This is a genomic window from Pseudomonas syringae group sp. J309-1 (assembly GCF_032582135.1).
Lineage (GTDB): Bacteria > Pseudomonadota > Gammaproteobacteria > Pseudomonadales > Pseudomonadaceae > Aquipseudomonas > Aquipseudomonas quasicaspiana.
Genome location: NZ_JAWHNU010000006.1, coordinates 64,610 through 85,616, shown reverse-complemented (window position 1 = coordinate 85,616; position 21,007 = coordinate 64,610). Strand labels below are relative to the sequence as shown.

At 54.0% G+C, this 21,007-nt stretch carries 22 protein-coding genes and 1 tRNA gene; 13 read left to right on the top strand and 10 right to left on the bottom strand.

Going from position 1 to position 21,007, the window contains the following annotated elements; genetic code table 11:
• Positions 1 to 126: 126 nt before the first annotated feature.
• Positions 127 to 558 (top strand): LexA family protein, encoded by a 432-nt coding sequence (locus RX972_RS05320; RefSeq protein ID WP_263271905.1) that lies wholly within the window; start codon positions 127 to 129, stop codon positions 556 to 558.
• Positions 559 to 987: 429 nt separating this feature from the next.
• Here RX972_RS05320 and RX972_RS05315 read toward each other — a convergent pair whose 3' ends face one another.
• Both RX972_RS05315 and RX972_RS05310 read right to left on the bottom strand, forming a co-directional pair.
• Positions 988 to 1,596 carry a DUF1963 domain-containing protein gene (locus RX972_RS05315; RefSeq protein WP_316873136.1) on the bottom strand — a complete coding sequence of 203 codons (609 nt, stop codon included), beginning with the start codon at positions 1,594 to 1,596 and terminating at the stop codon, positions 988 to 990.
• 395 nt (positions 1,597 to 1,991) lie between these two features.
• Entirely contained in the window at positions 1,992 to 2,336 is a 345-nt protein-coding gene (locus RX972_RS05310; RefSeq protein ID WP_316873135.1) for a DUF2314 domain-containing protein, read from the bottom strand.
• Between the two features lie 172 nt (positions 2,337 to 2,508).
• Here RX972_RS05310 and RX972_RS05305 point away from each other — a divergent pair, with 172 nt between their 5' ends.
• The 4 genes from RX972_RS05305 (at position 2,509) to RX972_RS05290 (ending at position 5,361) form a co-directional block, all read left to right on the top strand.
• Positions 2,509 to 3,021, top strand: a complete 513-nt coding sequence (locus RX972_RS05305; RefSeq protein ID WP_316873132.1) for a GNAT family N-acetyltransferase — start codon at positions 2,509 to 2,511, stop codon at positions 3,019 to 3,021.
• 63 nt (positions 3,022 to 3,084) lie between these two features.
• On the top strand, positions 3,085 to 3,732 hold the full coding sequence (locus tag RX972_RS05300) for an HAD hydrolase-like protein (protein WP_316873130.1): 648 nt from the start codon (positions 3,085 to 3,087) through the stop codon (positions 3,730 to 3,732).
• Between the two features lie 251 nt (positions 3,733 to 3,983).
• Positions 3,984 to 4,478: a GNAT family N-acetyltransferase gene (locus RX972_RS05295; protein WP_316873128.1), complete on the top strand. Its 495-nt coding sequence runs from the start codon at positions 3,984 to 3,986 to the stop codon at positions 4,476 to 4,478.
• A gap of 343 nt (positions 4,479 to 4,821) precedes the next feature.
• On the top strand, positions 4,822 to 5,361 hold the full coding sequence (locus RX972_RS05290) for a hypothetical protein (protein WP_316873126.1): 540 nt from the start codon (positions 4,822 to 4,824) through the stop codon (positions 5,359 to 5,361).
• A 177-nt stretch (positions 5,362 to 5,538) separates the two neighbouring features.
• On the opposite strand, the gene RX972_RS05285 is transcribed toward RX972_RS05290, so the two are convergent.
• From RX972_RS05285 to RX972_RS05275, 3 genes are all read right to left on the bottom strand, one after another.
• Positions 5,539 to 6,183, bottom strand: a complete 645-nt coding sequence (locus tag RX972_RS05285; protein ID WP_316873124.1) for a hypothetical protein — start codon at positions 6,181 to 6,183, stop codon at positions 5,539 to 5,541.
• A 588-nt stretch (positions 6,184 to 6,771) separates the two neighbouring features.
• Positions 6,772 to 7,179 carry an antitoxin Xre/MbcA/ParS toxin-binding domain-containing protein gene (locus RX972_RS05280; protein ID WP_316873122.1) on the bottom strand — a complete coding sequence of 136 codons (408 nt, stop codon included), beginning with the start codon at positions 7,177 to 7,179 and terminating at the stop codon, positions 6,772 to 6,774.
• 441 nt (positions 7,180 to 7,620) lie between these two features.
• Positions 7,621 to 7,696 (bottom strand) — tRNA-Asn (locus tag RX972_RS05275).
• 159 nt (positions 7,697 to 7,855) lie between these two features.
• On the opposite strand from RX972_RS05275, the gene RX972_RS05270 reads away from it, so the two are divergent.
• The 5 genes from RX972_RS05270 (at position 7,856) to RX972_RS05250 (ending at position 15,564) form a co-directional block, all read left to right on the top strand.
• Entirely contained in the window at positions 7,856 to 9,481 is a 1,626-nt protein-coding gene (locus RX972_RS05270; RefSeq protein WP_316873120.1) for an NADP-dependent glyceraldehyde-3-phosphate dehydrogenase, read from the top strand.
• A gap of 631 nt (positions 9,482 to 10,112) precedes the next feature.
• Positions 10,113 to 12,371: an ATP-binding protein gene (locus RX972_RS05265; protein ID WP_316873118.1), complete on the top strand. Its 2,259-nt coding sequence runs from the start codon at positions 10,113 to 10,115 to the stop codon at positions 12,369 to 12,371.
• A gap of 33 nt (positions 12,372 to 12,404) precedes the next feature.
• Complete coding sequence (locus RX972_RS05260; protein ID WP_410478198.1) at positions 12,405 to 12,947, top strand: cupin domain-containing protein; 543 nt, start codon at positions 12,405 to 12,407, stop codon at positions 12,945 to 12,947.
• 171 nt (positions 12,948 to 13,118) lie between these two features.
• Positions 13,119 to 14,003 (top strand): DMT family transporter, encoded by an 885-nt coding sequence (locus RX972_RS05255; RefSeq protein WP_027899063.1) that lies wholly within the window; start codon positions 13,119 to 13,121, stop codon positions 14,001 to 14,003.
• Positions 14,004 to 14,130: 127 nt separating this feature from the next.
• Positions 14,131 to 15,564 carry an NAD-dependent succinate-semialdehyde dehydrogenase gene (locus RX972_RS05250; protein ID WP_316873115.1) on the top strand — a complete coding sequence of 478 codons (1,434 nt, stop codon included), beginning with the start codon at positions 14,131 to 14,133 and terminating at the stop codon, positions 15,562 to 15,564.
• A 73-nt stretch (positions 15,565 to 15,637) separates the two neighbouring features.
• Here the strand turns inward: RX972_RS05250 and pbpG are convergent, their stop codons facing one another.
• A complete protein-coding gene (gene pbpG / locus RX972_RS05245) occupies positions 15,638 to 16,573 on the bottom strand; it encodes a D-alanyl-D-alanine endopeptidase (protein WP_099268792.1) in 936 nt (311 codons plus the stop codon).
• A 248-nt stretch (positions 16,574 to 16,821) separates the two neighbouring features.
• Here pbpG and RX972_RS05240 point away from each other — a divergent pair, with 248 nt between their 5' ends.
• A complete protein-coding gene (locus tag RX972_RS05240) occupies positions 16,822 to 17,382 on the top strand; it encodes a hypothetical protein (RefSeq protein ID WP_027899066.1) in 561 nt (186 codons plus the stop codon).
• A gap of 147 nt (positions 17,383 to 17,529) precedes the next feature.
• Here the strand turns inward: RX972_RS05240 and RX972_RS05235 are convergent, their stop codons facing one another.
• From RX972_RS05235 to RX972_RS05225, 3 genes are all read right to left on the bottom strand, one after another.
• Complete coding sequence (locus RX972_RS05235) at positions 17,530 to 17,712, bottom strand: hypothetical protein (protein WP_027899067.1); 183 nt, start codon at positions 17,710 to 17,712, stop codon at positions 17,530 to 17,532.
• 118 nt (positions 17,713 to 17,830) lie between these two features.
• A complete protein-coding gene (locus RX972_RS05230; RefSeq protein ID WP_027899068.1) occupies positions 17,831 to 18,025 on the bottom strand; it encodes a hypothetical protein in 195 nt (64 codons plus the stop codon).
• A 193-nt stretch (positions 18,026 to 18,218) separates the two neighbouring features.
• On the bottom strand, positions 18,219 to 18,584 hold the full coding sequence (locus tag RX972_RS05225) for a hypothetical protein (RefSeq protein WP_027899069.1): 366 nt from the start codon (positions 18,582 to 18,584) through the stop codon (positions 18,219 to 18,221).
• A 227-nt stretch (positions 18,585 to 18,811) separates the two neighbouring features.
• On the opposite strand from RX972_RS05225, the gene RX972_RS05220 reads away from it, so the two are divergent.
• Complete coding sequence (locus RX972_RS05220) at positions 18,812 to 19,627, top strand: shikimate 5-dehydrogenase (RefSeq protein ID WP_316873110.1); 816 nt, start codon at positions 18,812 to 18,814, stop codon at positions 19,625 to 19,627.
• Positions 19,628 to 19,667: 40 nt separating this feature from the next.
• Here RX972_RS05220 and RX972_RS05215 read toward each other — a convergent pair whose 3' ends face one another.
• The gene (locus tag RX972_RS05215) at positions 19,668 to 20,333 is read right to left on the bottom strand and encodes a YceH family protein (RefSeq protein ID WP_027899071.1); all 666 of its coding nucleotides are present in this window, start codon (positions 20,331 to 20,333) and stop codon (positions 19,668 to 19,670) included.
• Between the two features lie 154 nt (positions 20,334 to 20,487).
• Here RX972_RS05215 and RX972_RS05210 point away from each other — a divergent pair, with 154 nt between their 5' ends.
• Positions 20,488 to 20,997, top strand: coding sequence for a DUF1993 family protein (locus RX972_RS05210; protein WP_099268795.1), 510 nt, complete (start codon positions 20,488 to 20,490; stop codon positions 20,995 to 20,997).
• The last annotated feature ends 10 nt before the right edge of the window (positions 20,998 to 21,007 follow it).

Genomic DNA, 21,007 nt, shown 5'->3' with positions numbered 1-21,007 from the left:
AGTCGCAGACCGAGTAGCCTCCACTCATGGTGTCACCCGTCGCAATGTCCTGCACATGAGATTGACTGCACGTCGCCAAGATCGTTACTGTATGCATGTACAGTTATTCTCCGCAGGGTCATTTTCATGAGCATTACCATCCTTGGTCCGATATCAGCCGGGGGCGAAAAGCTTCCGCTCTATTCCTTTCAGGCACCTGAGGGCTTGCCGTCGCTGGCCGCCGAGCACATCGAAAAGCACATCTCACTGGATGAATTGTTCGACATCCCGACACCCGATCTGTACATGGTGAAAATTGAGGAGGACAGCATGCAGGGGGTGGGGATTTTCTCCGGGGATCTTCTGATCGTAGATCGCAGCCTTTACGCGGAACATGGCGACATCGTCATCGCAGCCCTCAATGCTGAACCCGTCTGCAAGCGGCTGCACATGCGTGAGAACACATGCATGCTCACCTCGGAAAACAGCAAATATCCACCACGGCACGTGATGGAATGCGACGACCTGGTGATCTGGGGGGTGGTGAAGCACAGCGTGCGCGTTCATGGCAAATTGTGAGTTTGTCTTTGCACTGACGGCTGCTTTTGAGACAAGCTCGAAACCCAGCTTGAGAAAGGGCACGGCGACAAAAACGAAAATTGCGCCTGGCTGCCAGCGCATGAATTTTATTTCCAAGCGAACCTGAGAGCGCCTCTCTGAAATCGATGCGTTCAGCCGGATTTTTACGTGCTGAAGGTCAGCTTTGGTCGCGAGCTTTTCCACGTTTGTCTCTCATGCATCCACCACAGCTTTAGCCTTGTCGGCCGGTAAGTTGGCGGAAGTCAGTGCGTCATATCGCGCAAGCGATATTTTCATGGCGTCTCCAGATTTGACGAGGAGACACCGCCTGACGGAGGGGATTTGTTAATGGCTTTGGGGGAGGGGGCAATCCTCCAAAATAGACCAGCGACACTCACCAAAAAGGCGCTTTGATTACTCCAGTTTTAATCATGCCGTGTGCACAAAAAACAACCCATTGCCTGAGCCGTCTTTTTTCAAAAGAAGACACCCAACAGCATCGGTCAAATAAAATATATCTTTAAATGGCTCTGGAAAGTCTGACGAGTAAAGCTGCATAACAAATTCGTATTCCTCCAGCAAATCCAGGGGCAGCTTTACTCCATTAGGTGGGGTGTTCGTAAGCATGGAGAATACGGGGTACTCATCTTCCTGTACCGCTTTGTTGTTAAATTTTGTATTCGTTTTCGGGATTATATTGTATGGGCTGTTAATTTCCGACTCTGAGTCTTTCATGGCTACTAAAGTGTAACCACTCGATATCGACTCCAGCTCGGAAGTGTCGCCGCTGTAAGTGATATTGTCGAGAAAATAATCAGAGCTGCTGTAGGTTGAAAAAATATACAGCACGCCCTCTTGGGGGATCGACTTGTAATCGTGTATTTTCTTCAGGCTGGCGCACTCTATCGTTGCAATGAGCACTAAAGCTTCTCCATCAGGGTTCATCGGCCAAGCTTTTAAATTTACTGAGCCGCCGCCTATGATAATGCCAGAGTCCTTAGGGTCATCAGATAGTATAATTTCTTTAACCAGAATCATATATTTACCCACCTCCGTTAAGACTGCTATGTAGTTTCTGAGTCATTCGGCCCGAGGTTTGGCAGGCTTCGGACTCTATGCGCCTATGACTACCCGGGCAGGGTGATCGTGACGGCAACATGCCTGGATAACCAGGGAGACGCAGGGAGAATCTGCACACACTTCCCGAGGCTGAGCGTGCTTGGGTTGCTCGCTACTGATGACCGTCAGTAGCCAACGGGTGTGATCCGTGACGCGTTCAAATTCTTGCACATGCCGATGTCCGTGGGAATGTCGTAAATAAGCTTAGGTGCCGACAGATTTAGTGGGATCGGTCGGTAGGAAATTTTACTTATTCCGGTTTTTTCTTCGCGGGGCTCTCCTAAGTAAGCGTACTCCCCACGATTCCCCCCATGCTATCGCTCTTCATAAACATCGATAACGTGATTTGGCAGAAAGCAGACCTCCATCCCAGCCTGAATCTCGTCAGTACAATAAGGGTCGTTATCGAGCTGCCCTATATACAGATCTCCCACTCGATCCTTGACGATAACCCACATGCGCTCGATGCTGACCTCTTCTGCTCCACGCTCATCGGTAGTAACGATTCTAAAAACCAACTTAACAAGCTGTTGTGCTTGAAGGCTATTTCTAGCATCTCTCGGAGGAAGCCAGAAGCTTGTAGGGTGTTCATTGTGGATGGCTTCGGCGTCGTCCAACTCCCAGCCATCTCTATCGATGTTAGCTAACGTTGCTTCCATAATCCCTCAAAAAGCTCATGTGTTGACCATGACTCCGCTGGAGTAATGCCATATTTCTCGTCGTTCTGCCAGCGATCCCCTGCGCAAGCTACATTCTTCGCACGTTTACTGCTGAACTGAGTTGTGAGGTAAAGTTGAAAGACGCATCCAGTGAACCTGAAAGATAGAAAGCATGCATACCTACTACTTCCGGCTGAGTCGTACCGAGGATGTGGCGGATTTATGCTGTATCTCGGCAGAGGCTCGTCTGCGTTACAGGACATTTCCATCTCTAGCCCATATCGCTGACGCGCCTGCGTTGACCCCTGCGAGATTTGAGGCCTGTCGTGTCGTGGTGGCGCTCGATAGCGATAGCCATAAAATAATGGGCTTTGCGGCAATGCGACCGCTGGACGGGCTTTTGTATTTAGACAATATTTCCGTTCGCCCAATTGCTTCAGGGATTGGGATAGGAGTAAAACTGCTTTCGGCAGCCGTAGAGCATGCTGAAAGCCTTGGGGTCCAAGCGGTGAGCTTGACAACTTTTCGTGAGCCTCCTTGGAATGGCCCATGGTTCCGCAAGCACGGCTTCCTTACGATGCCGGGTGCATATATAGGTGAAGGATTGAAACAGGTAATGGATCGCCAATGGCTTACGCTGGATGCCACAACTCGTGAAACATTGTGGCGTGTCCTACACGATTAATAAGCAATCCAGGCCATTCTAGTTAGGGCGTGTTTGCCATCCGCTGACCTTCAAAGGAAAGCTATGAAAACTTTAATCTTCGACCTGGACGGCACTCTCGTTGATTCAGCACCAGGTATCGTCGCCAGTCTGACGCACGCCGTTCGGGCTCTAGGTCACGACTTCACGCCCTCTGCCGGAATCACGCACCTTTTGGGGCCGCCGATGACTCAGGTAATGGCACAACTGCTGATGCCTTATGGAGATGACCGCATCGACCAAGGCGTCGAGTTGTACCGGACTCATTATGGGCGGTACGGCATCTCTGGATCATTGGCTTATCCGGGAATTAGACAAGTTATTGATTCGCTGACTACACAAGGATACGCGTTATATGTCGCTACCTCTAAGCGCCAGGAGTTTGCCGAGCGCATTCTGAGTGAGACGGGGCTGAGAGGTCATTTCCAAAGCATTTTCGGCACTTCACCGGATGGTAAACTGGACGACAAATCCCGCTTGCTGGATACATTGCTGGCGGTAGAGGCGATCCATCCTGGATCCGCCTGCATGATCGGCGACAAGCGCGATGATATTGTCGCCGCCCATCAAAACGGATTACTTGCCATTGGCGTTCTATGGGGTTACGGCACCCGCGCAGAGTTGATCGAGTGCGGTGCCGACAAGCTAGTCGAGCAACCGACTCATTTGCTGGGTGCACTCGTAAAAGACTGAGGTGTATGACAGCTTCGGCACCTGGCTGGCTGCACAGGCGCTGCGCTACATTGACAGTTGAGATAAATCCCCAGACTATAAATCAATGACTATTACCTACCGACTGAACATGATGCGCACCTTGATGACCGCCTTGGGCGGGCCATGAGGTTATGCGCGCGTAGGTAGTAGCGCATTGACTAAAGCCCCGCCAGGAATGGACGGGGCTTTTTCATTCTCCGTCCAGAATGGCCAATCTCAGGAGTGTGAAGATGTTGCAGATTCGTCGAGCTGAGCGTTGTGATGCTGAGGCAGCATTCGATATCCGCTTTCAGGCAATTCAGAACCAATGCAGCACCGTTTACACGAATGCTCAAGTGATGGCTTGGACTTGCGTTCCGCTAACGGATAACTACAGATCCTGGGTGGAAAAAGATTATCACTTGGCGTGCGTCAATGGACTTCCTGTGGCTACAGGACTGATAAATCTCCAGAGCGGGGAACTGGAGGCAATCTTCGTCTTACCAGAGTTCATGGGCCAAGGCATAGGTAAAAAGATGGTCATTCATCTTGAGCGTCTAGCACGAAAGGCGGGTCTTGCTGAGATCCACCTTGAAGCCACACTGAATGCTGAAAGTTTTTATCAGCGCTGTGGCTTCACCGCAGGCGTCCAGGCTATTTACAACTCTCCCTCCGGGATCCAATTGGCATGCGTGCCTATGCGCAAGCAGTTGGTATATCTGACCGAACTCAAAGATCTTGAGTGACGTGCGCTTCGCTAGCTGCATCTGCGAAAGTCGACCCTTGGCGATTGGTGGTCCAGTCGCCTTCGGACGACAGATGACGCACTTATTTAGCCAGGCACTTATGTCTGCTACGCAGGCGTTGGGAAGGTGACTTCGCTGGATGCTTACTTTGAACGGGATATTGCGATGCTCTCAGGTTGAAAAGCATTAAGTTTCCCAGCCGTGGGTCGCCGCCGTATACCAAGGAGTTGAGCTTAAGTAAGTGCGATCATGTACTGCTCTGCATTCGTTGACCAATGAGCCCCGACCTAGGCATATTGGCCGCCCGCAGCGTAGAGCTGTTCAAAGGATGAGAGTCGCCGTAATGGATTTATCACTGAGCAAGAAAGGATGGTCAGCACTGGCTTTGACTGGGCTGATTTATTTGGCGGCAGGCAACTCCTATGCAGCGGATGGCGAAGCCTTCTCTCCATCCACTGCATGCAGCGTGTTGGCACGAACTCCCGGCTTCAAACCCAATCCCAGCGGCTACAGTGAGTTGTACGACGGTGTCTATTCTTGCGGCACTCCGTACAAATATCTGGGGTCGCAGGAGCTACCCAACAACGTAGCGTTGTACGGCCGTGGCACTGCTGACGAGGTTACGCGGGTCAAGCTGATGCTGAATGTGAACGTGGCAAGCCGAGCTGTTGCGGATACTAAAGCGCTTGCGGCTCTATGTACAAAAATGATCGGAGATCTGGCGGGTACCGTTCCTGTTGGATTTGGCAAGAAAGCCAGCTTGGGTAAGCCATTCGAGGAGCAGTTTCAGGGCTACAAGATTTTCCTGACTAAAGAAGTTTGGCCGACCGGCAAGGGATTTGAGCTCAACTGCGGTATCGCAATCTTGAGTCATGAGGAGTAGCGCTATAGGCGTCATCAGAGTGTGTATAAGCATCCGGAGCCTACAAGTGGATGCTGATGACGAATCAGTAGGTCGCCTCGCTCGGATCCGAAAAAAATCAGTCTCACAAGTGGCAACCGATTTAATTACGCAGAATCTAATGGCCGCCGTATGCAAAGCTTCAATTAACCAAACCTACTAACTGAATAGGCTTTCGGGTTCTACGGTCGGCAGTTTCAGAAGTGCGCGACACTTCATGACAGCGTCAACTATTGCCAATTTAAAGCTGTCGGCGTCGTGAACAACTGCGGATAGTATTGCTGCCCGAGACTGAAGATTTACCTGCCATGCAGTCCGGCACCCCTGGTTTAAGATTTGGGAGAATTGCTCTTCTGCAAACTTGAGGTCGCCTGCTAACCCGGCTGCGACCGCGCTATTGAACACTACCCAATCACTCTTGCGTGCCTGAACACGGAGATGCTTCGCACAAGCATGAATTGAAGGATATTTGAGTCGAAGATTGAGGACTTCTTTCTTCGCTTTCATGGCCAGAGACTGTGCGACCTCGCAGAATTGTTGAGAGTCCAAGTACTCCTCAAACGGTTCAATTCTGTAGCCATCGTCGAATGAAAAACTATCTTTTTCATGCCAAAGCCAACATGCACCCACATTCAAGTAGCTTCCCTTTGCCCCTGAGTGAGGTTGAAACTCCACCACTCCAACCCACCAGTTGTGATCGTCGAGCCATATTCTTGACTGGCCCTTTTGCACACAACCTATAGGGTTCAATTCAGTCCTTGCGGCTTGCTTGATCAAGCGGTTGTGGTCGTTGAGCTTCATCATCCAGCCTCTTGGTGATCACACTTTTCGTGAAGATCGAATGGTAGTTTCTGGTCTATTCGGCTTCAAGCCTAGATCAGAGCCTAGAGACCGTCGTGGGGGCTTTTGAATACAACAGCTGGGTCTCTCCGCAGCGGAAATCATGCAGAGTGCGTTCACCATGTGCCGCAGAAGACTTGATCACACTACTGACGCTTGCGAGTTAGACCTAAGAGTTACCACTGCTTGGCCCAGCCGGCCGCGAGAGTGGTGGCACGCTACCTACATGGGGAGTCAATGGCGGGAAATTACGGTTCGGTCTCGATAGCTCAGGCACCTAACGGCGTTATCTGTGCTCCTGCGACCATTCGTCCTTCAGATGTTCACGCCCACCATTTACATTTGCGTTTTCCGGCAGATCAACACGCAGTAGCCTGAGGGGGCTGGCAATTCTTCGTCGGCCAATTCCATTTGGACCAACGCCTCAAGCAGCGAGGTGGCTGGCCAATTAGACTATCGAACGGCCGTTGGCGTGCCTGCGGTCTGATACTTTGGTGGCGCCAATTCCGCTCATGTCTTTTTAATTCGATATGCGCTATAGAGCACGTTCGGTCATGCAAAAAGCCCGTGGTTAATGCGGCCCAGCACTTCTTCAGCAGCCACATATCCAGGCGTGGTGCCGGCCGCCTCCAGTGCGGTCAGGCCTCCGAATGCCTTTTGAGCTTTGTTCAGCCAGTGGGTTGCCTTGTCCTTGTCGCCGAACACTTGCTCGGCAAGTACCACCAGTTTGCTCACGCGATACAGGCGATCGCCTTCTTCGGGGGAGAGTCGTTCGCCCTTGGTTCGACGGTGAAGGAGGGTGCGTGCGTCGATGATGCCGACGCTCACTGCGTTGACACCGTGTTGCGACAGATTGTCGATTGCTTCCAGCGATACACCGCTGCGAATGAGCAAATTCATCGGTTGCCCGGGAATGCCCGCCATGAGCTCCAGTACCTGAAAGTCCGGATGGGTGATCATGCCTGTCTCCACTATTCGGCGATTTGGCTGTGATGATAGGGCAAGATGTCGGGCGTGGGGAAATGGATGATTCCACTGGCATCATGCTGTCGTTCCGTTATTGCGAGCTACCGAGCCAGTTCGACGTTGAATACCGTCAGGCGACAAAAACAGGAATGCGAAGATAGATGTCGATATAGGGGGAGAGGGCACTGGACAATGATCAGAAATCTGTGATTGCTGCAGTCTCGCGAAGGCCGCCTTTGGGCTGAACGGAGGAGGGAATTTTCATCATGCTTGACTCTAGATGCAGCACTTAGACTGCGCAACGAGCGATAAAGGCTGCGCTTCAAAGTTCAGCAGGCAACAAAAAGGGCGGTTTTTCGAGAGTTCTGCTTCTCAATGACTAAATCATCGAATTCACAAAGCCCTACAAAAACCGCCCAATCGCTTGTATCTATATGGCTCCACGACCTGGACTCGAACCAGGGACCCAGTGATTAACAGTCACTTGCTCTACCAACTGAGCTATCGCGGAATGAGCGCTATGTTACTGTTTCAATTGGATTAGTCAAGTGTGTGCCGAAAATATTTTTACTATTCAGTAGCTTGGAGAGGTGGGTTTCCAAAGGTGGGGGGCTTTGGCGTAGTGTAGTTGGCTTGCTCCTTATGACTGATTTCCAGTGAGGTGAAAGAAGTGACTGCCAGCAATCGTCTTGAAACACTATTTCCAACCCTTGAGCAAATCCCTGAGCAGTATCGTCCCGAGAAGGCCATTGAGCAGCGGGAGTATCTGGTCAACGGTACGTTGCAGCTCTGGCAGGGGCCGCTCGCGCCGGTGCGCAGTCCGGTGTGTCTCAGCGCTGTTGATGGTATCCAGTCGGTGATTCTTGGCAGTACGCCGTTGCTTGACTCGGCAACCGCGATGACTGCACTGGAGGCGGCTGTTCAGGCTTATGACCGAGGGCAGGGTGCATGGCCGACGATGCGGGTGGTCGAGCGCATTCAGCACGTCGAGGCATTTCTCAAGCGCATGCGAGAGCAGCGTGAGGCGGTGGTCAATTTGCTGATGTGGGAGATTGGCAAGAACCTCAAGGATTCCGAGAAAGAGTTTGACCGTACCTGCGACTACATCGTCGACACCATCAATGCCCTCAAGGAACTGGATCGTCGCTCCAGTCGTTTTGAGCTGGAGCAGGACACACTCGGTCAGATTCGACGCGTGCCTTTAGGCGTAACGCTGTGCATGGGACCTTACAATTATCCGCTGAACGAAACCTTCACCACGCTCATCCCGGCTCTGATCATGGGTAACACCGTCGTCTTCAAACCCGCCAAGTTTGGTGTGTTGCTGATTCGGCCATTGCTGGAGGCGTTCCGGGACAGTTTCCCGCCGGGCGTCATCAATGTGATCTACGGCAGCGGTCGAGAAACGGTCAGCGCGTTGATGGCCAGTGGCAAGATAGATGTGTTTGCGTTTATCGGGACCAATAAGGCAGCCAGTGATCTCAAGAAGCTGCACCCCAAGCCACATCGCTTGCGTGCTGCGCTGGGTCTGGATGCGAAGAATCCGGGCATCGTGTTGCCGGATGTGGATCTGGATAACGCTGTAAATGAGTCGATCACCGGATCGCTTTCCTTCAACGGGCAGCGCTGCACGGCGCTGAAGATTCTGTTTGTGCATGAGAGCCTGGTCGATAGCTTCCTGGAGAAGTTCCAGCAGAAACTTGCTCAACTGAAAGCTGGTATGCCGTGGGAGCCAGGTGTATCGCTGACTCCATTACCTGAGCCGGGCAAGACCGATTACTTGAAAGGTTTGCTTGACGATGCGGTAAGCAAGGGCGCTCGCGTCGTCAATGAGGGTGGCGGGGAGGTCAATGAAACGTTCTTCTATCCGGCAGTGCTGTATCCCGTGACGTCGGCAATGCGGGTTTACCACGAAGAACAGTTCGGTCCGGTGGTTCCTGTTGTGCCGTATCGGGAAATTGAGTCGGTCATTGATTACGTACTGGACTCGGATTTCGGTCAGCAACTGAGCATCTTTGGGAATGACTCTGCTCAGGTTGGGCGGCTAGTCGATGCTTTTGCCAATCAGGTAGGGCGTATCAACATCAACGCACAGTGTCAGCGCGGACCGGATCAATTCCCTTTCAACGGTCGCAAGAATTCGGCGGAAGGTACCTTGTCGGTTCACGACGCACTTCGGGTTTTCTCGATCCGTACGCTGGTCGCGACCAAATTCCAGGACACGAACAAAGCGCTGATCAGCGACATCATCCGCAATCGCGAATCCAGTTTTCTCACCACTGACTATATTTTCTGACGGGTTGTTAGTGAGCTCGTCGGGAGCGATAAACGTAACGGCCTGACGAGCTCATGGTGAGTGACTGATCAAGAGCAGCTTTAATCGTTACACCAAAAAATTGACTTGATATGATTCGCTGCGTCAGGTCGATGCTGTAAAGTGCCCGGCGTTTTGATAGAGCGAACATGCTTGTCCGGCACTGGGAAATATAACGGTGCGTCGAACTCGTTCGTGTGCCATGGTGACTAGTGCTGATTTTTGTTCAAAGAAAATCTCTCCATACGGCAGTCAACACCCTCATGTGCGGGCATTTCGCAGACTTTTCTGGCTCAGCGCAGGGGCGGTCCACATTAGCGTCCACTTCAACGCTCAGATTTTTGAACATGTCATCGAGGCTCTGTAAAAATTACAGCCGTCCGTATTGCAGTAATCACACGTCAGTGGAAAAACATTCATCGAGCATGAAAAGTGGATCCAGTGATGAATGTTGGAAGGTGTGGCTTGTCGGGTCTGATTAATTACCGGTCGGCATCAAGAGCGAAAAGCTAATTTCTACACGACGTTCATATTAAGATCAGGCGGGCCGATAACGCCGTATTTGCTACCTTTGTTCATGTTGCTTGCGTGTGAGGCGGGCGGAGATTTTGTGATGATTGTTGACGACGGTGATGTCTTTGATCGGTTGCTGGCCAACTGTGATCATGAGCCTATCCAGATTCCGGGGGCTATTCAGCCTCACGGTGTGTTTCTGGCTGTCAATGAGAGCACCTGGATCGTGCAGCAAATCAGTGCAAATGCTGATGTGCTTTTCGGTCGTGCCGCATCGGAACTGGCCGGTCAGGAACTCGACGTCGTATTGGGCAATGAGCAGGCGCAGGAAATACGCAGTGCAGCGGCTGCCAGCTCGCTGGATGAGGTGAACCCACTCTCTCTGGCCTATGGCGGAAAGTGGGTGGATTGCACCATGCATCGTCACGATGGGGTGTTGATGCTGGAGATTGAAAATCCCGGCGAGCTCACCTCGGCCAGCATGCAACATCTGGATCGCGGCCTGGGCAGGACCTTGCGTCGTTTGCAAGGCGCAAAGTCTCTCGCAGAACTTTACGAAATAAGTGTCCGCGAGATTCAGGCGATGACCGGCTATGAGCGGGTGCTGATTTATCGTTTCGAGGAGGAAGGGCACGGTCAGGTCATTGCCGAAGCTTCAAGTCCGGGAATGGACACCTACAACGGTCTGTTTTTTCCGGCGTCCGACATTCCGAGCCAGGCCCGGGAGTTATACCGTCTCAACTGGCTACGCATCATTCCTGACGCTCAATATATGCCCGTGCCACTGGTCCCGTTACTGCGCCCGGACACATTACTGCCACTGGACATGACTCATTCGTTGCTGCGCAGTGTTTCGCCGATTCATTGCCAATACATGAAGAACATGGGCGTGCAGTCCTCAATGAGTATTTCGCTGCTCAAGGACGATCGCCTGTGGGGCTTGATCAGTTGCGGAAATCGTACGCCCCTGCTGGTGCCGCACGGCCTGCGTGCAGCTTGCCAGAGTATTGGTCAGGTACTGTCGATGCAGATCAGCGCGCTTGAGGAAGCCGGAATTGCCCAGCAGCGGCAGAAGAAAGAGGTCATGCTCGCTGAGCTTGTACAAACCATGCGCCTGGCACCGCAGCAGGATGTGTTGGAGGCGTTGGCACAAAATCCTGAACGGTTGATGGCGCTGACCGGCGCATCAGGCATTGCGGTACTGGTTGAAGATCGCTTGCATACCTGGGGGGCGTGCCCGGGCGATGAACAAATCCAGACGCTTTACGCTTGGGTTAAACAGCAGCCTGTCGGCATTTATGAGTCAGCCAGCCTGAGTGCAGACTTTCCCGATGCGCATGAATATCAGGATGTCGCGAGTGGGTTGCTGAGTTTCACTTTACCCAAGCCGGTGGACAATGCGGTGCTTTGGTTTCGTCCCGAGGTCAAGGAAAGTGTCAACTGGAGCGGTGACCCCAGCAAGCCTATGGAGCTTTCGCAAACCGAAGGCGGCAACCGACTCCAGCCGCGCAAGTCGTTTGAAATCTGGAAAGAACAGGTCAATGGCAAGGCGCATCGATGGAGCGCTGGCGACCTGTTCGCCGCAGCCGATTTGCGGCGCTCAGCGCTGGAAACGGACCTGGCTCGTCAAGTGTTGCGAGAGCAGGACGCGGTTCGCGCGCGGGACGAGCTGGTTGCGGTGGTCTCTCATGACCTGCGTAGCCCGATGACGGTCATTGTCATGCAGTGCGGCATGATGCAGCGATTGATAGGTGCCGATAGTGGCCCCTCGTCCAAGCGTGTCAACTCCGCTATCGATACCATGCAGCGGGCGACGACGCGGATGACGAATTTGTTGGAGGACTTGCTGGATACGTCGAAGATCGAAGCGGGTCGCTACTCCATCGCGTCTCAGCCGATGGATGTCAGCCAGATACTCGAAGAGGGATATTCACTTCTCGCGCCGTTGGCGCTGAACAAGTTTATCGAGCTGAGCTTTGTCTCTGAGCCAGACCTGCAGATTTCTGCCGATCCGGAGCGGTTATTTCAGGTGTTGTCCAATCTGGTTGGCAATGCCATCAAGTTCACCCCAAGGGAAGGCCGCGTCGGGGTCAGCGCCGTAAAAGAGGGGGGGTACGTCAGGTTCTGCGTCGCTGATACGGGGGCGGGTATTGCTCAGGAGCACCTGCCTCATGTCTTTGAGCGTTATTGGCGAACCAGGCAAGGCAATCCGAGTGGTACTGGCTTGGGGCTGTACATCTCGATGGGCATTGTCAAAGCCCATGGTGGAGATCTTTGGGTTCACAGTGAGCTGGGCCAGGGAAGCGAGTTCAGCTTCACGGTGCCATTGGTTGCCTCTCAAACATGTCCGCTTGTCTGACGCTGGCAATATCGGTGATCGGCAGGAGTCGACATGGATTATCCCATCCGGCAAGGAGCAGCCATCATGGTTTCACGCGCACCCGAGCAGCTGTTTTTTGAAGAGGACCGAGAGGTCCCTAACAGTCGATTGCCGGTGTTGGTGTACCGGGGAGTATCGTTTGAGAGCGCCGACACGGCTGCCGGGTTCGAACGTCTCTTTACCCATAATCATTGGCCAGCGTTATGGCGTGACGTGATTTTTGATTATCACCACTATCATTCCACGGCCCATGAAGTGCTCGGGGTTGCCAGCGGCGCGGCGCGGGTGATGCTTGGTGGCAAGCGCGGGCAGGAAGTCACGATAGCGTCAGGAGATGTTCTGGTATTGCCTGCTGGCACCGGTCACTGTTGCCTGGAGCGAAGTGACGATTTTCTGGTAGTGGGCGGCTACCCGTCCAATCAGAGCCAGTACGACATCCAGCGCGCCGACCACGCTGCATTGAGTGCATCCCGGCAGCGTATTTCCGAGGTTCCTTTGCCTGCGGCCGATCCGCTTTCCGGAGCGAAAGGCGCCTTGTTACGGATCTGGACTTGAGTGTCCCGATCGGACCGGCCAGTCAGTTAATTTCGTTATTAGCCGCGGCATTGTTTGGATTACCGGGGCGGCTTCTATATTCTTTCCTTCATACGCTATTCAGGGATATCGGATGCGCTGTCGTTCGGCATCTGAATAGGCGACTGTTTTCTGCCATGCCAAGGAAACTAGATGAGTACCGTCAGCACGCCACTATCCGGCGTCAACCAGCCACTCAAGGGCATCGCGCTCATTGTTCTGGCCACATTTCTGTTTTCAAGTCACGACACCATTTCCAAATACCTGTCCGGGTTTTATCCGATCTTCATGGTCGTTTGGGTCCGCTATGTAGTGCATACGCTACTGATGGCCGGGATTTTCATGCCTTCGGCAGGCCTGCGGGTGCTGCGTACCAAGCGCTTGAAGCTGCAAATAATGCGTGCGCTGTGCCTGTTGGGCACCAGTTTGTTGTTCACCACCGGATTGATGTACATCCCGCTGGCTGAGGCAACCGCCGTCAACTTTCTTGCACCCCTGTTGATTACCGCCCTGTCAGTGCCGCTGCTGGGAGAGCATGTCACGCGTAAACAATGGGCAGCAGTGCTTGTGGGCTTTGTTGGCGTACTGATTATTGTGCACCCCGGCGGAGAGCTGTTTACTCCAGCCAGCCTGCTACCTCTGGGATCTGCGACGTTATTTGCTTCCTATCAACTGCTCACCCGAATGGTCAGCGCGCATGACAGCCCGACCACCAGCAATTTCTTTGCAGGGTTGTTCAACAGCCTGGTCATGACCGCACTCCTGCCGTTTTTCTGGACTGCGCCGGAACTCAAGCATCTGCCGTTCATGCTGGCGCTGGGAGCGTGCGGGATGGTTGCTCACTTGCTGCTGACTCAGGCTTTTCGTTATGCCGCGCCCGCGATGCTGGCGCCGTTCAGCTACTGCCAGATCGTGTTTGCAGGTTTGTTGGGTTACCTGGTGTTTGGTCATGCGCCCTCGTTGACTGCGCAACTGGGCATCGCCGTCATCTGCCTGAGTGGGCTTGCTGCGGCCTGGCAGCAACGAACCAGGGCTTGATGGATTCGGACTCTTCCGAAAAGCGATGGGGTGAAATGCCTTGATATACACCATCGCGCCCCCATTGAACTCGTAGCGCTTTTGAAAAGCACATTTCTTGTCTTGCGAATGCAACTGGAGAATCGCTATGTATCCTGATGTTCAGCTCTTTATCGACGGTCAATGGCGTGCAGGCCAGGATGGTCGCACCCAGCCAGTCATTGATCCCGCTACCGGCCAGCAACTGGGCACTGTTGCACACGCCAGCATTGCTGACCTCGATGAAGCACTGGCGGCCACCGAGCGTGGTTTCGCGACATGGCGCAAGACCTCCGCCTACGATCGCTACAAAACGATGCAAAAAGCCGCGCATTTATTGCGTGAGCGCGCAGATTCCATTGCCCGGATCATGACGCAGGAGCAGGGTAAACCGTTGGCCGAAGCCCGCGCTGAAGTACTGTCGGGTGCGGACGTAATCGAGTGGCTGGCCGAGGAGGGGCGTCGCAGTTATGGCCGTCTGGTTCCTTCCCGCGGCGCAGACGTCGAGCAGAAAGTCGTCAAAGAACCTGTAGGACCAGTCGCGGCGTTCACGCCGTGGAATTTCCCGATCAACCAGATCGTGCGCAAATTGTCTTCCGCGCTGGCGGCAGGCTGCTCGATCATCATCAAGGCTCCGGAAGAAACCCCGGCATCACCTGCTGAATTGATCCGCGCTTTCGCAGATGCCGGCGTGCCAGCCGGTGTCATTGGTCTGGTGTACGGAAACCCCGCAGAAATTTCCTCATACCTGATTGCTCACCCGGTCATTCGCAAAGTGACATTCACCGGCTCGACTCCGGTTGGCAAGCAGCTCGCCGCGCTTGCCGGGCAGCACATGAAGCGCGCAACGATGGAGTTGGGCGGTCATGCACCGGCGCTGGTTTTTGACGATGCGGATGTCGACCTCGCCGCGCGCGTGCTGGCAACTGCCAAGTTCCGCAACGCCGGTCAGGTCTGTGTGTCGCCGACCCGTATTCTGGTTCAGCGCAGTGTATACGAAGCGTTTATCGAGAAATTCGTTGGGCTGACCCGGGAAATCAAGGTCGGTAACGGCCTCGATTCGACGGTAACCATGGGGCCGGTCGCCAATGATCGTCGTATTCCGGCGCTGGTTGCATTGGTCGATGACGCTAAAGCTTCAGGTGCAACGCTTAACGCAGGCGGGAAAGCTATCGAGGGGCCTGGCTACTTCTTCGAACCGACTGTGCTCAGTGGTCTGACCCCTGAAATGCGCATCATGAACGAAGAGCCGTTTGGTCCTGTTGCCCTGGTGGTGCCGTTCGATACCGTGGAGGAGGCGATTGCCGAATCCAATCGAGTGCCATTTGGTCTGGCTTCGTATGCCTTTACCACATCGATGAAGACTGCTCACGCGCTGAGCACTGGCATTGAAGCGGGCATGCTTTCAATCAACCATCAGGGCATCGGCTTGCCGGAAGTCCCGTTCGGTGGCATCAAGGATTCAGGTTACGGCTCTGAGGGTGGTACCGAGGCAATCGAGGCTTACCTGAACACCAAGCTGGTGACTCAGTTCAACCTCTAAGCGCTTGGCTACAACAAAAAGGCCGCCAGTTCCATGAGGAGCTGGCGGCCTTTTTACGTGTGATTTCGACGGGTCACTCGGTAGCTTGTAGCCCTTGCTGCTTCATCACCAGATTCTTTTCTTTCTTGTACTGCAACGCCACGGCGGGCGGCGGATTGCTTTTGCCTGTCTCCATCCATTGGCGTATGCGGCTTGCATCTGCAAAGTGAGTGTATTTGCCGAATGCATCAAGGATCACCATCGCGACAGGGCGATTAGCCATGCTGGTCAGCAGGACCAGGCAGTGCCCAGCCTGATTGGTAAAGCCGGTCTTGGTCAGCTTGATATCCCAGTTGGATTTACGAACCAGGTGGTCAGTGTTACTAAAGCCCAGGCTGTAGGTTGGCTTGCGGAATGTGACGGTTTTTTCCGGCGTGGTGCTCAGCTCGCTGAGGGCCGGATATTTACGCGACGCGAGCAGCAGTTTGGTCAGGTCGCGCGCTGTCGAGACGTTGTAGATCGAGAGACCGGTCGGCTCGACATACACCGTATGTTTCATGCCCAGTGCCTTGGCTTTGGCATTCATTGCCAGAATAAACGCTGCATAGCCGCCCGGATAACTATGGGCCAGACTTGCAGCCGCGCGGTTCTCGGAAGACATCAAGGTGATCAGTAGCATTTCACGGCGGGGTAGTTCGCTGCCCAGTTTGACTCGCGAGAACACGCCTTTCATTTCTGGCGTTTGCGAGATATTGACCGGGATGACTTCATCCATGGACTGTTTGGCGTCCAGTACAACCATTGCCGTCATGAGCTTGGTCACAGAGGCGATGGGTACGATGACGTCTGGATTGCTGGAATACAAAACTTTATCGGTCTGCAGGTCAACGAGCATTGCGCTGCCGGATGCCAGATGAAGTAGAGAAGGATCACGATTAAGTGGGGCAGGGTCGTTCGCGGAGACACTGGTAGAAAGTGCCGGGCCTGCAAGTGCAAATAAAAGGCCCAAAATATGAAGACGAATTTTCAAGAGCGAGGCTCACTAAGAGTGGAGTGTGGCATTCACACGGGGTAGAGAAACTGCTCGGCATTTTATGAGTAGGCCTGACCACTGTCGATGGTTGTTGTAGGGAGTTTCACTAATAAATGTAAGATTTAAGTTTTGCCCCAACGGTTGAAAAATCGTCCTCGGTAACAATAGTCATGGTATCCAGCGCCCGCACCGATTAGCATTCCATGCCATCGATAGCTGCCAATACAGGCCGAAGGAGTCGCGTAATGCCCAAAGGGTTTATCAGCAAGGATTACGTTGTTTTAGTGATAGTTGCCGGTGCAATAGCGGTTCTGTTGATGGGTGCAGGTTTCTTCTCGCGGCCCGCAGACTGGGTGGGCTGGGTCCAGGCAACAGGCTTGATTATTGGCATGATGGTCGCCGTTGCCGTTCCTGGCATCCAGCGTAGTCAGGAAGCTGCAGTGCAGCGCAAAGCCATGCGCGACGGGCAGATTGGGTACGCCAGACGCATGCAGTATCTGTGTGGAGAGCTCAGCGAGTTGCTGGGCAAAATCAATCTGAGCCTGAATCACCTGCGTGCTACCGACCGGCATCGCATGAAGTATGTTCTGGAGAACTATCTGCACCGCCTGTTCGAGTCCCACAAGCATGACCTCAATGACGACCGCGTGGTGATTGCCTACGAGTTGCGTCAGGTCGCGAGTGACCTTATCGACGAGCTGGAAAGTGGTCGTTCGGATCGGGTGGTGTTCATGAGTATGGAAAAGCGCCTGCAGAAACTGGCCCACCGTTGTCAGGTCAATGCTGCAATGGCTGAGCGTCTCTGATATCGGCAGGATATAGAGACGTAAAAAAAGCCCGCATCAGGGGACCAATGCGGGCAAGAGGGTGTGCGGAGCAACGCACAATTCAGAGAGTTTCAGCCGGTCTAACTACCAGCCTGGCGCCGGGCCGGGCTGTGATGAGGATGTCTGTTAGCTGTTTAGCTGGCGGTCTTCGAACAGTTCAGAGCGTGCCTGGGCAGCATTCAACGATGCAAACGGGCCGCTGACGGGCTCACCGTTGTGCACCAGATACCAACAGGCCAGCAGACCTTGGGCTCTAAGCGCCTGGGGAACTGCGCTGCCTACCACGGACATGATTTTGAGTGTGCTCATAAGTGCCTCCAACAATCTATGGCGCTACTCTACGGGGTCACTGGACACAGCAGAAATCAACGCTCTCGATAGTGGACATTGATGAACAGAAGGCCGACGCAATGTTTGCCAATACGGTTCAGTCGACGACCTGATCCAGTATGGCGATCACTTCTTCATCAGACAGCATGCCTTTTTCAACCAGATTCTGCGCCATCAGCGCAACAAACTTCGCGGTGCGGTGGCCTTCCAGGCTCTTGAGTTCAGTCAAAGCGCTGTAGACCTTGTTCGACGTACAGAGTCCGAATGTTCGGTGTGGGTTCTGTGTCGGCATATTGAATTCCTTATTGTTATGACGAACTGAGCGGTGAGGTCGGTGAAGCGTTATACGCTGGCTCGTGGTTAGAGAATGGACTGTTAGCAGGCTATCGTCTTTGATCAACCAAACTTGAGTTTTACTGAAGTCGTTACCTTTCCACTGGCGAAAAAAAGCCCCGCCGGGTGAGGGCGGGGCTGTTTATCAATGATTACCAGCGACCGCGGTCGTAATAGCCGCGCGGTGGGCCGTAATAAACGGGTGGAGGGCCGTAATAGCCAGGCGGTGGACCATATACGCGCACTGGTGGTGGCGCTACAACCTGATAGGCCGGCTGATAATAGACTGGCTGCGGCGGAGCCTGAACATACACGGGTTGTTGAACATAGACCGGCTGCTGCTCGACATAGACCGTTCTGTCGCGACCGGACGATACCGCAGCGCCGACCACGCCACCTACGATTGCACCCACAACTGCCGGGCCCGCCCAGCCACGGCCGCCGCCATGGGCATTCGCCTGGCCGGCCATGGCCAGAGCAGCTAACAACAAGGCAACCTTGGGGATTTGACGAATCATGACTGTTCCTCACTTTCAACCCGTTGTCGCGAGCCTGCGTCACTCTCAAGCACTGCCACGGGATAACTCTTAAGACAGCGCTTTGCGGAAAAACTGCGAAGCCGCTGAGTAAATTTTGTGTAAGGTACTTACGCATAAAGAACCGGGCGACTTTCATCGCGTCGCGTTACGGTGCAGATATTACGCCTTCCCGCGAGGCTTTTACTAATACCGTTCAGGAGAAAAGCATGCCTGTCATCCCTGACAAGGAAACTGTTTTGTGTATGTCCCTCGCCGCAAGACCAGGCAACTTCGGCGTTCGTTTTCATAACTACCTTTATCAGCAGTTGGGTCTGAATTTCTATTACAAGGCTTTCAGCCCTTCGGACCTGCCGGCTGCAATCGCAGGAATGCGCTCACTGGGAATTCGCGGCTGCGCCGTCTCTATGCCGTTCAAGGAAGCAAGCATCCCGTTGATTGACGAAATGGATCCCTCTGCGGCTGCCATTGCATCGGTCAATACCATTGTTAATACCGCGGGCCATTTGAAGGCCTACAACACTGACTATATTGCCGTTGCTCAATTGATGGACAGCCGAGCCGTTCCACGCACTGCGTTCGCCTTGCGTGGCAGTGGCGGCATGGCCAAAGCTGTAGCGTTCGCCATGCGTGAATCGGGCTTTACTGATGGCGTCATTATTGCCCGCAACGAAGAAGCCGGTCGGGCGTTGGCGCAATCCTGCGGCCTGCGTTGGCAGGCAGCTCTGGGGGATGAACGGCCGCCATTACTGGTCAATGTCACGCCGTTAGGCATGATCGGTGCTCAGGCCGATGAGCTTGCGTTCAGCCTTGAAGCCATCGACGCGGCAGATACGGTGTTCGACGTCGTGGCCAACCCGGTGAATACACCGCTAGTCGAAGCTGCGCGCGCCAGAAAAAAGCGAGTCATCAGCGGCGATGAAGTGGCGGCGATTCAGGCGCTGGAGCAATTTGTGCTGTACACCGGGGTGCGTCCAGGTGACGAGTTGTTTCAGCAAGCTGCCGCGTTCGCCCGGGCGGGATGAGGGTAATATCCTGCCCGGGTGGGGCACTGGCGGGGAGGGGTTATTCGAGCTTCGCCAGACGCTCTTCGAGTGCCGCAACGCGCGCCTCAAGTTCATCCAGGCGCTCGGTGCTAGCGTTGCTAGCTGAAGAGGCGCGTTCTGGCTGGCTTTGCCGGGCTGCGAGGATTTCCTGCAGATCATCAGCATTGCCCAGCGTATGCATGTAACGGTCTTCGCGCTGTCCTGACTGGCGTGGCAGCAGAATCGCCAGCCCTCTGGCAATCAGTCGTTCCAATTGATGGACGACTTGCTCGTTGTCTTCGAAGTCATGCATCCGGTTGCTACGGGTCAGCAGTTCGTTGACCGTCTGTGGGCCGCGCAACAGCAAAAGCCCGGTCAGAATCACTTGGGCGGGGACCAACTCCAGGGTTTTATCGACGCGCTGTTCCCAGCGATCGGCACGACTGCCCATGACCAGCCGAACCAGACCGCGGCCTTCCAGTGCGCGCAGGCTTTGGCCAACCGGGCCGGGGTTAAGGTTCATTACAGGATCGCGGCTGGTTTTCTGGTTGCAGGCAGTGACCAGCGCGTTGAGGGTAAGCGGATAGGTCTCCGGGCTGGTAGCCTGCTTTTCGATCAGACAGCCCAGAATGCGCACCTCGGTGCTGCTCAGATTTAGCGCATCGGGTTGTTCGGCAGGACTGTTCGAGGACTGTTCTGTGGACATGGCTCTTTCCGTAGGCGATGGCGGGAAGACAGCCTAGGGTGTGCGGGGGATTATTTCCAGCGCAACGATCAGTCGGCGGATGTCAGTTGAAAACAGCCACAGCGCGCTTGGCCACACATGCCTATAATCAGGCACTTTCTTATAAGGAACTGTCATGACTATTTCTCTGTACTCCGCTTCTGTCCCGGTTTTCCAGCAGATGCTTAACGCGTTGAGCCAGATCCTGACTAAAGCCGAAGCGCACGCCACGCAGAAAAATATCCAGCCTGAAGCGCTGCTGCAGGCACGTCTGTATCCAGACATGCTGAACTTCACTCGTCAGATTCAGATCGCTGTGGATTTCGCCAAAGGCGCATCGGCACGTCTGGCTCAGGTCGAGATGCCCAAGTACGACGACACTGAAACCAGCTTCGCCGAACTTCAGGCGTTACTGGCCAAGACTCTGGACTTCATCGGCAGCATCAAGCCAGAGCAGATCGACGGTAACGAAGAAATTGAAATCGTTCTTCGCCCGGGCACCCCTAAAGAGAAGCGCTTTACCGGCCAGACTTACCTGTTGAGCTACAGCCTGCCGCAGTTCTTCTTCCACGTGACCACCGCCTACGACCTGCTGCGCCACAATGGCATTGAAATCGGCAAGCGCGATTTCATGGGCACTGTTTAAGTCTTTACGT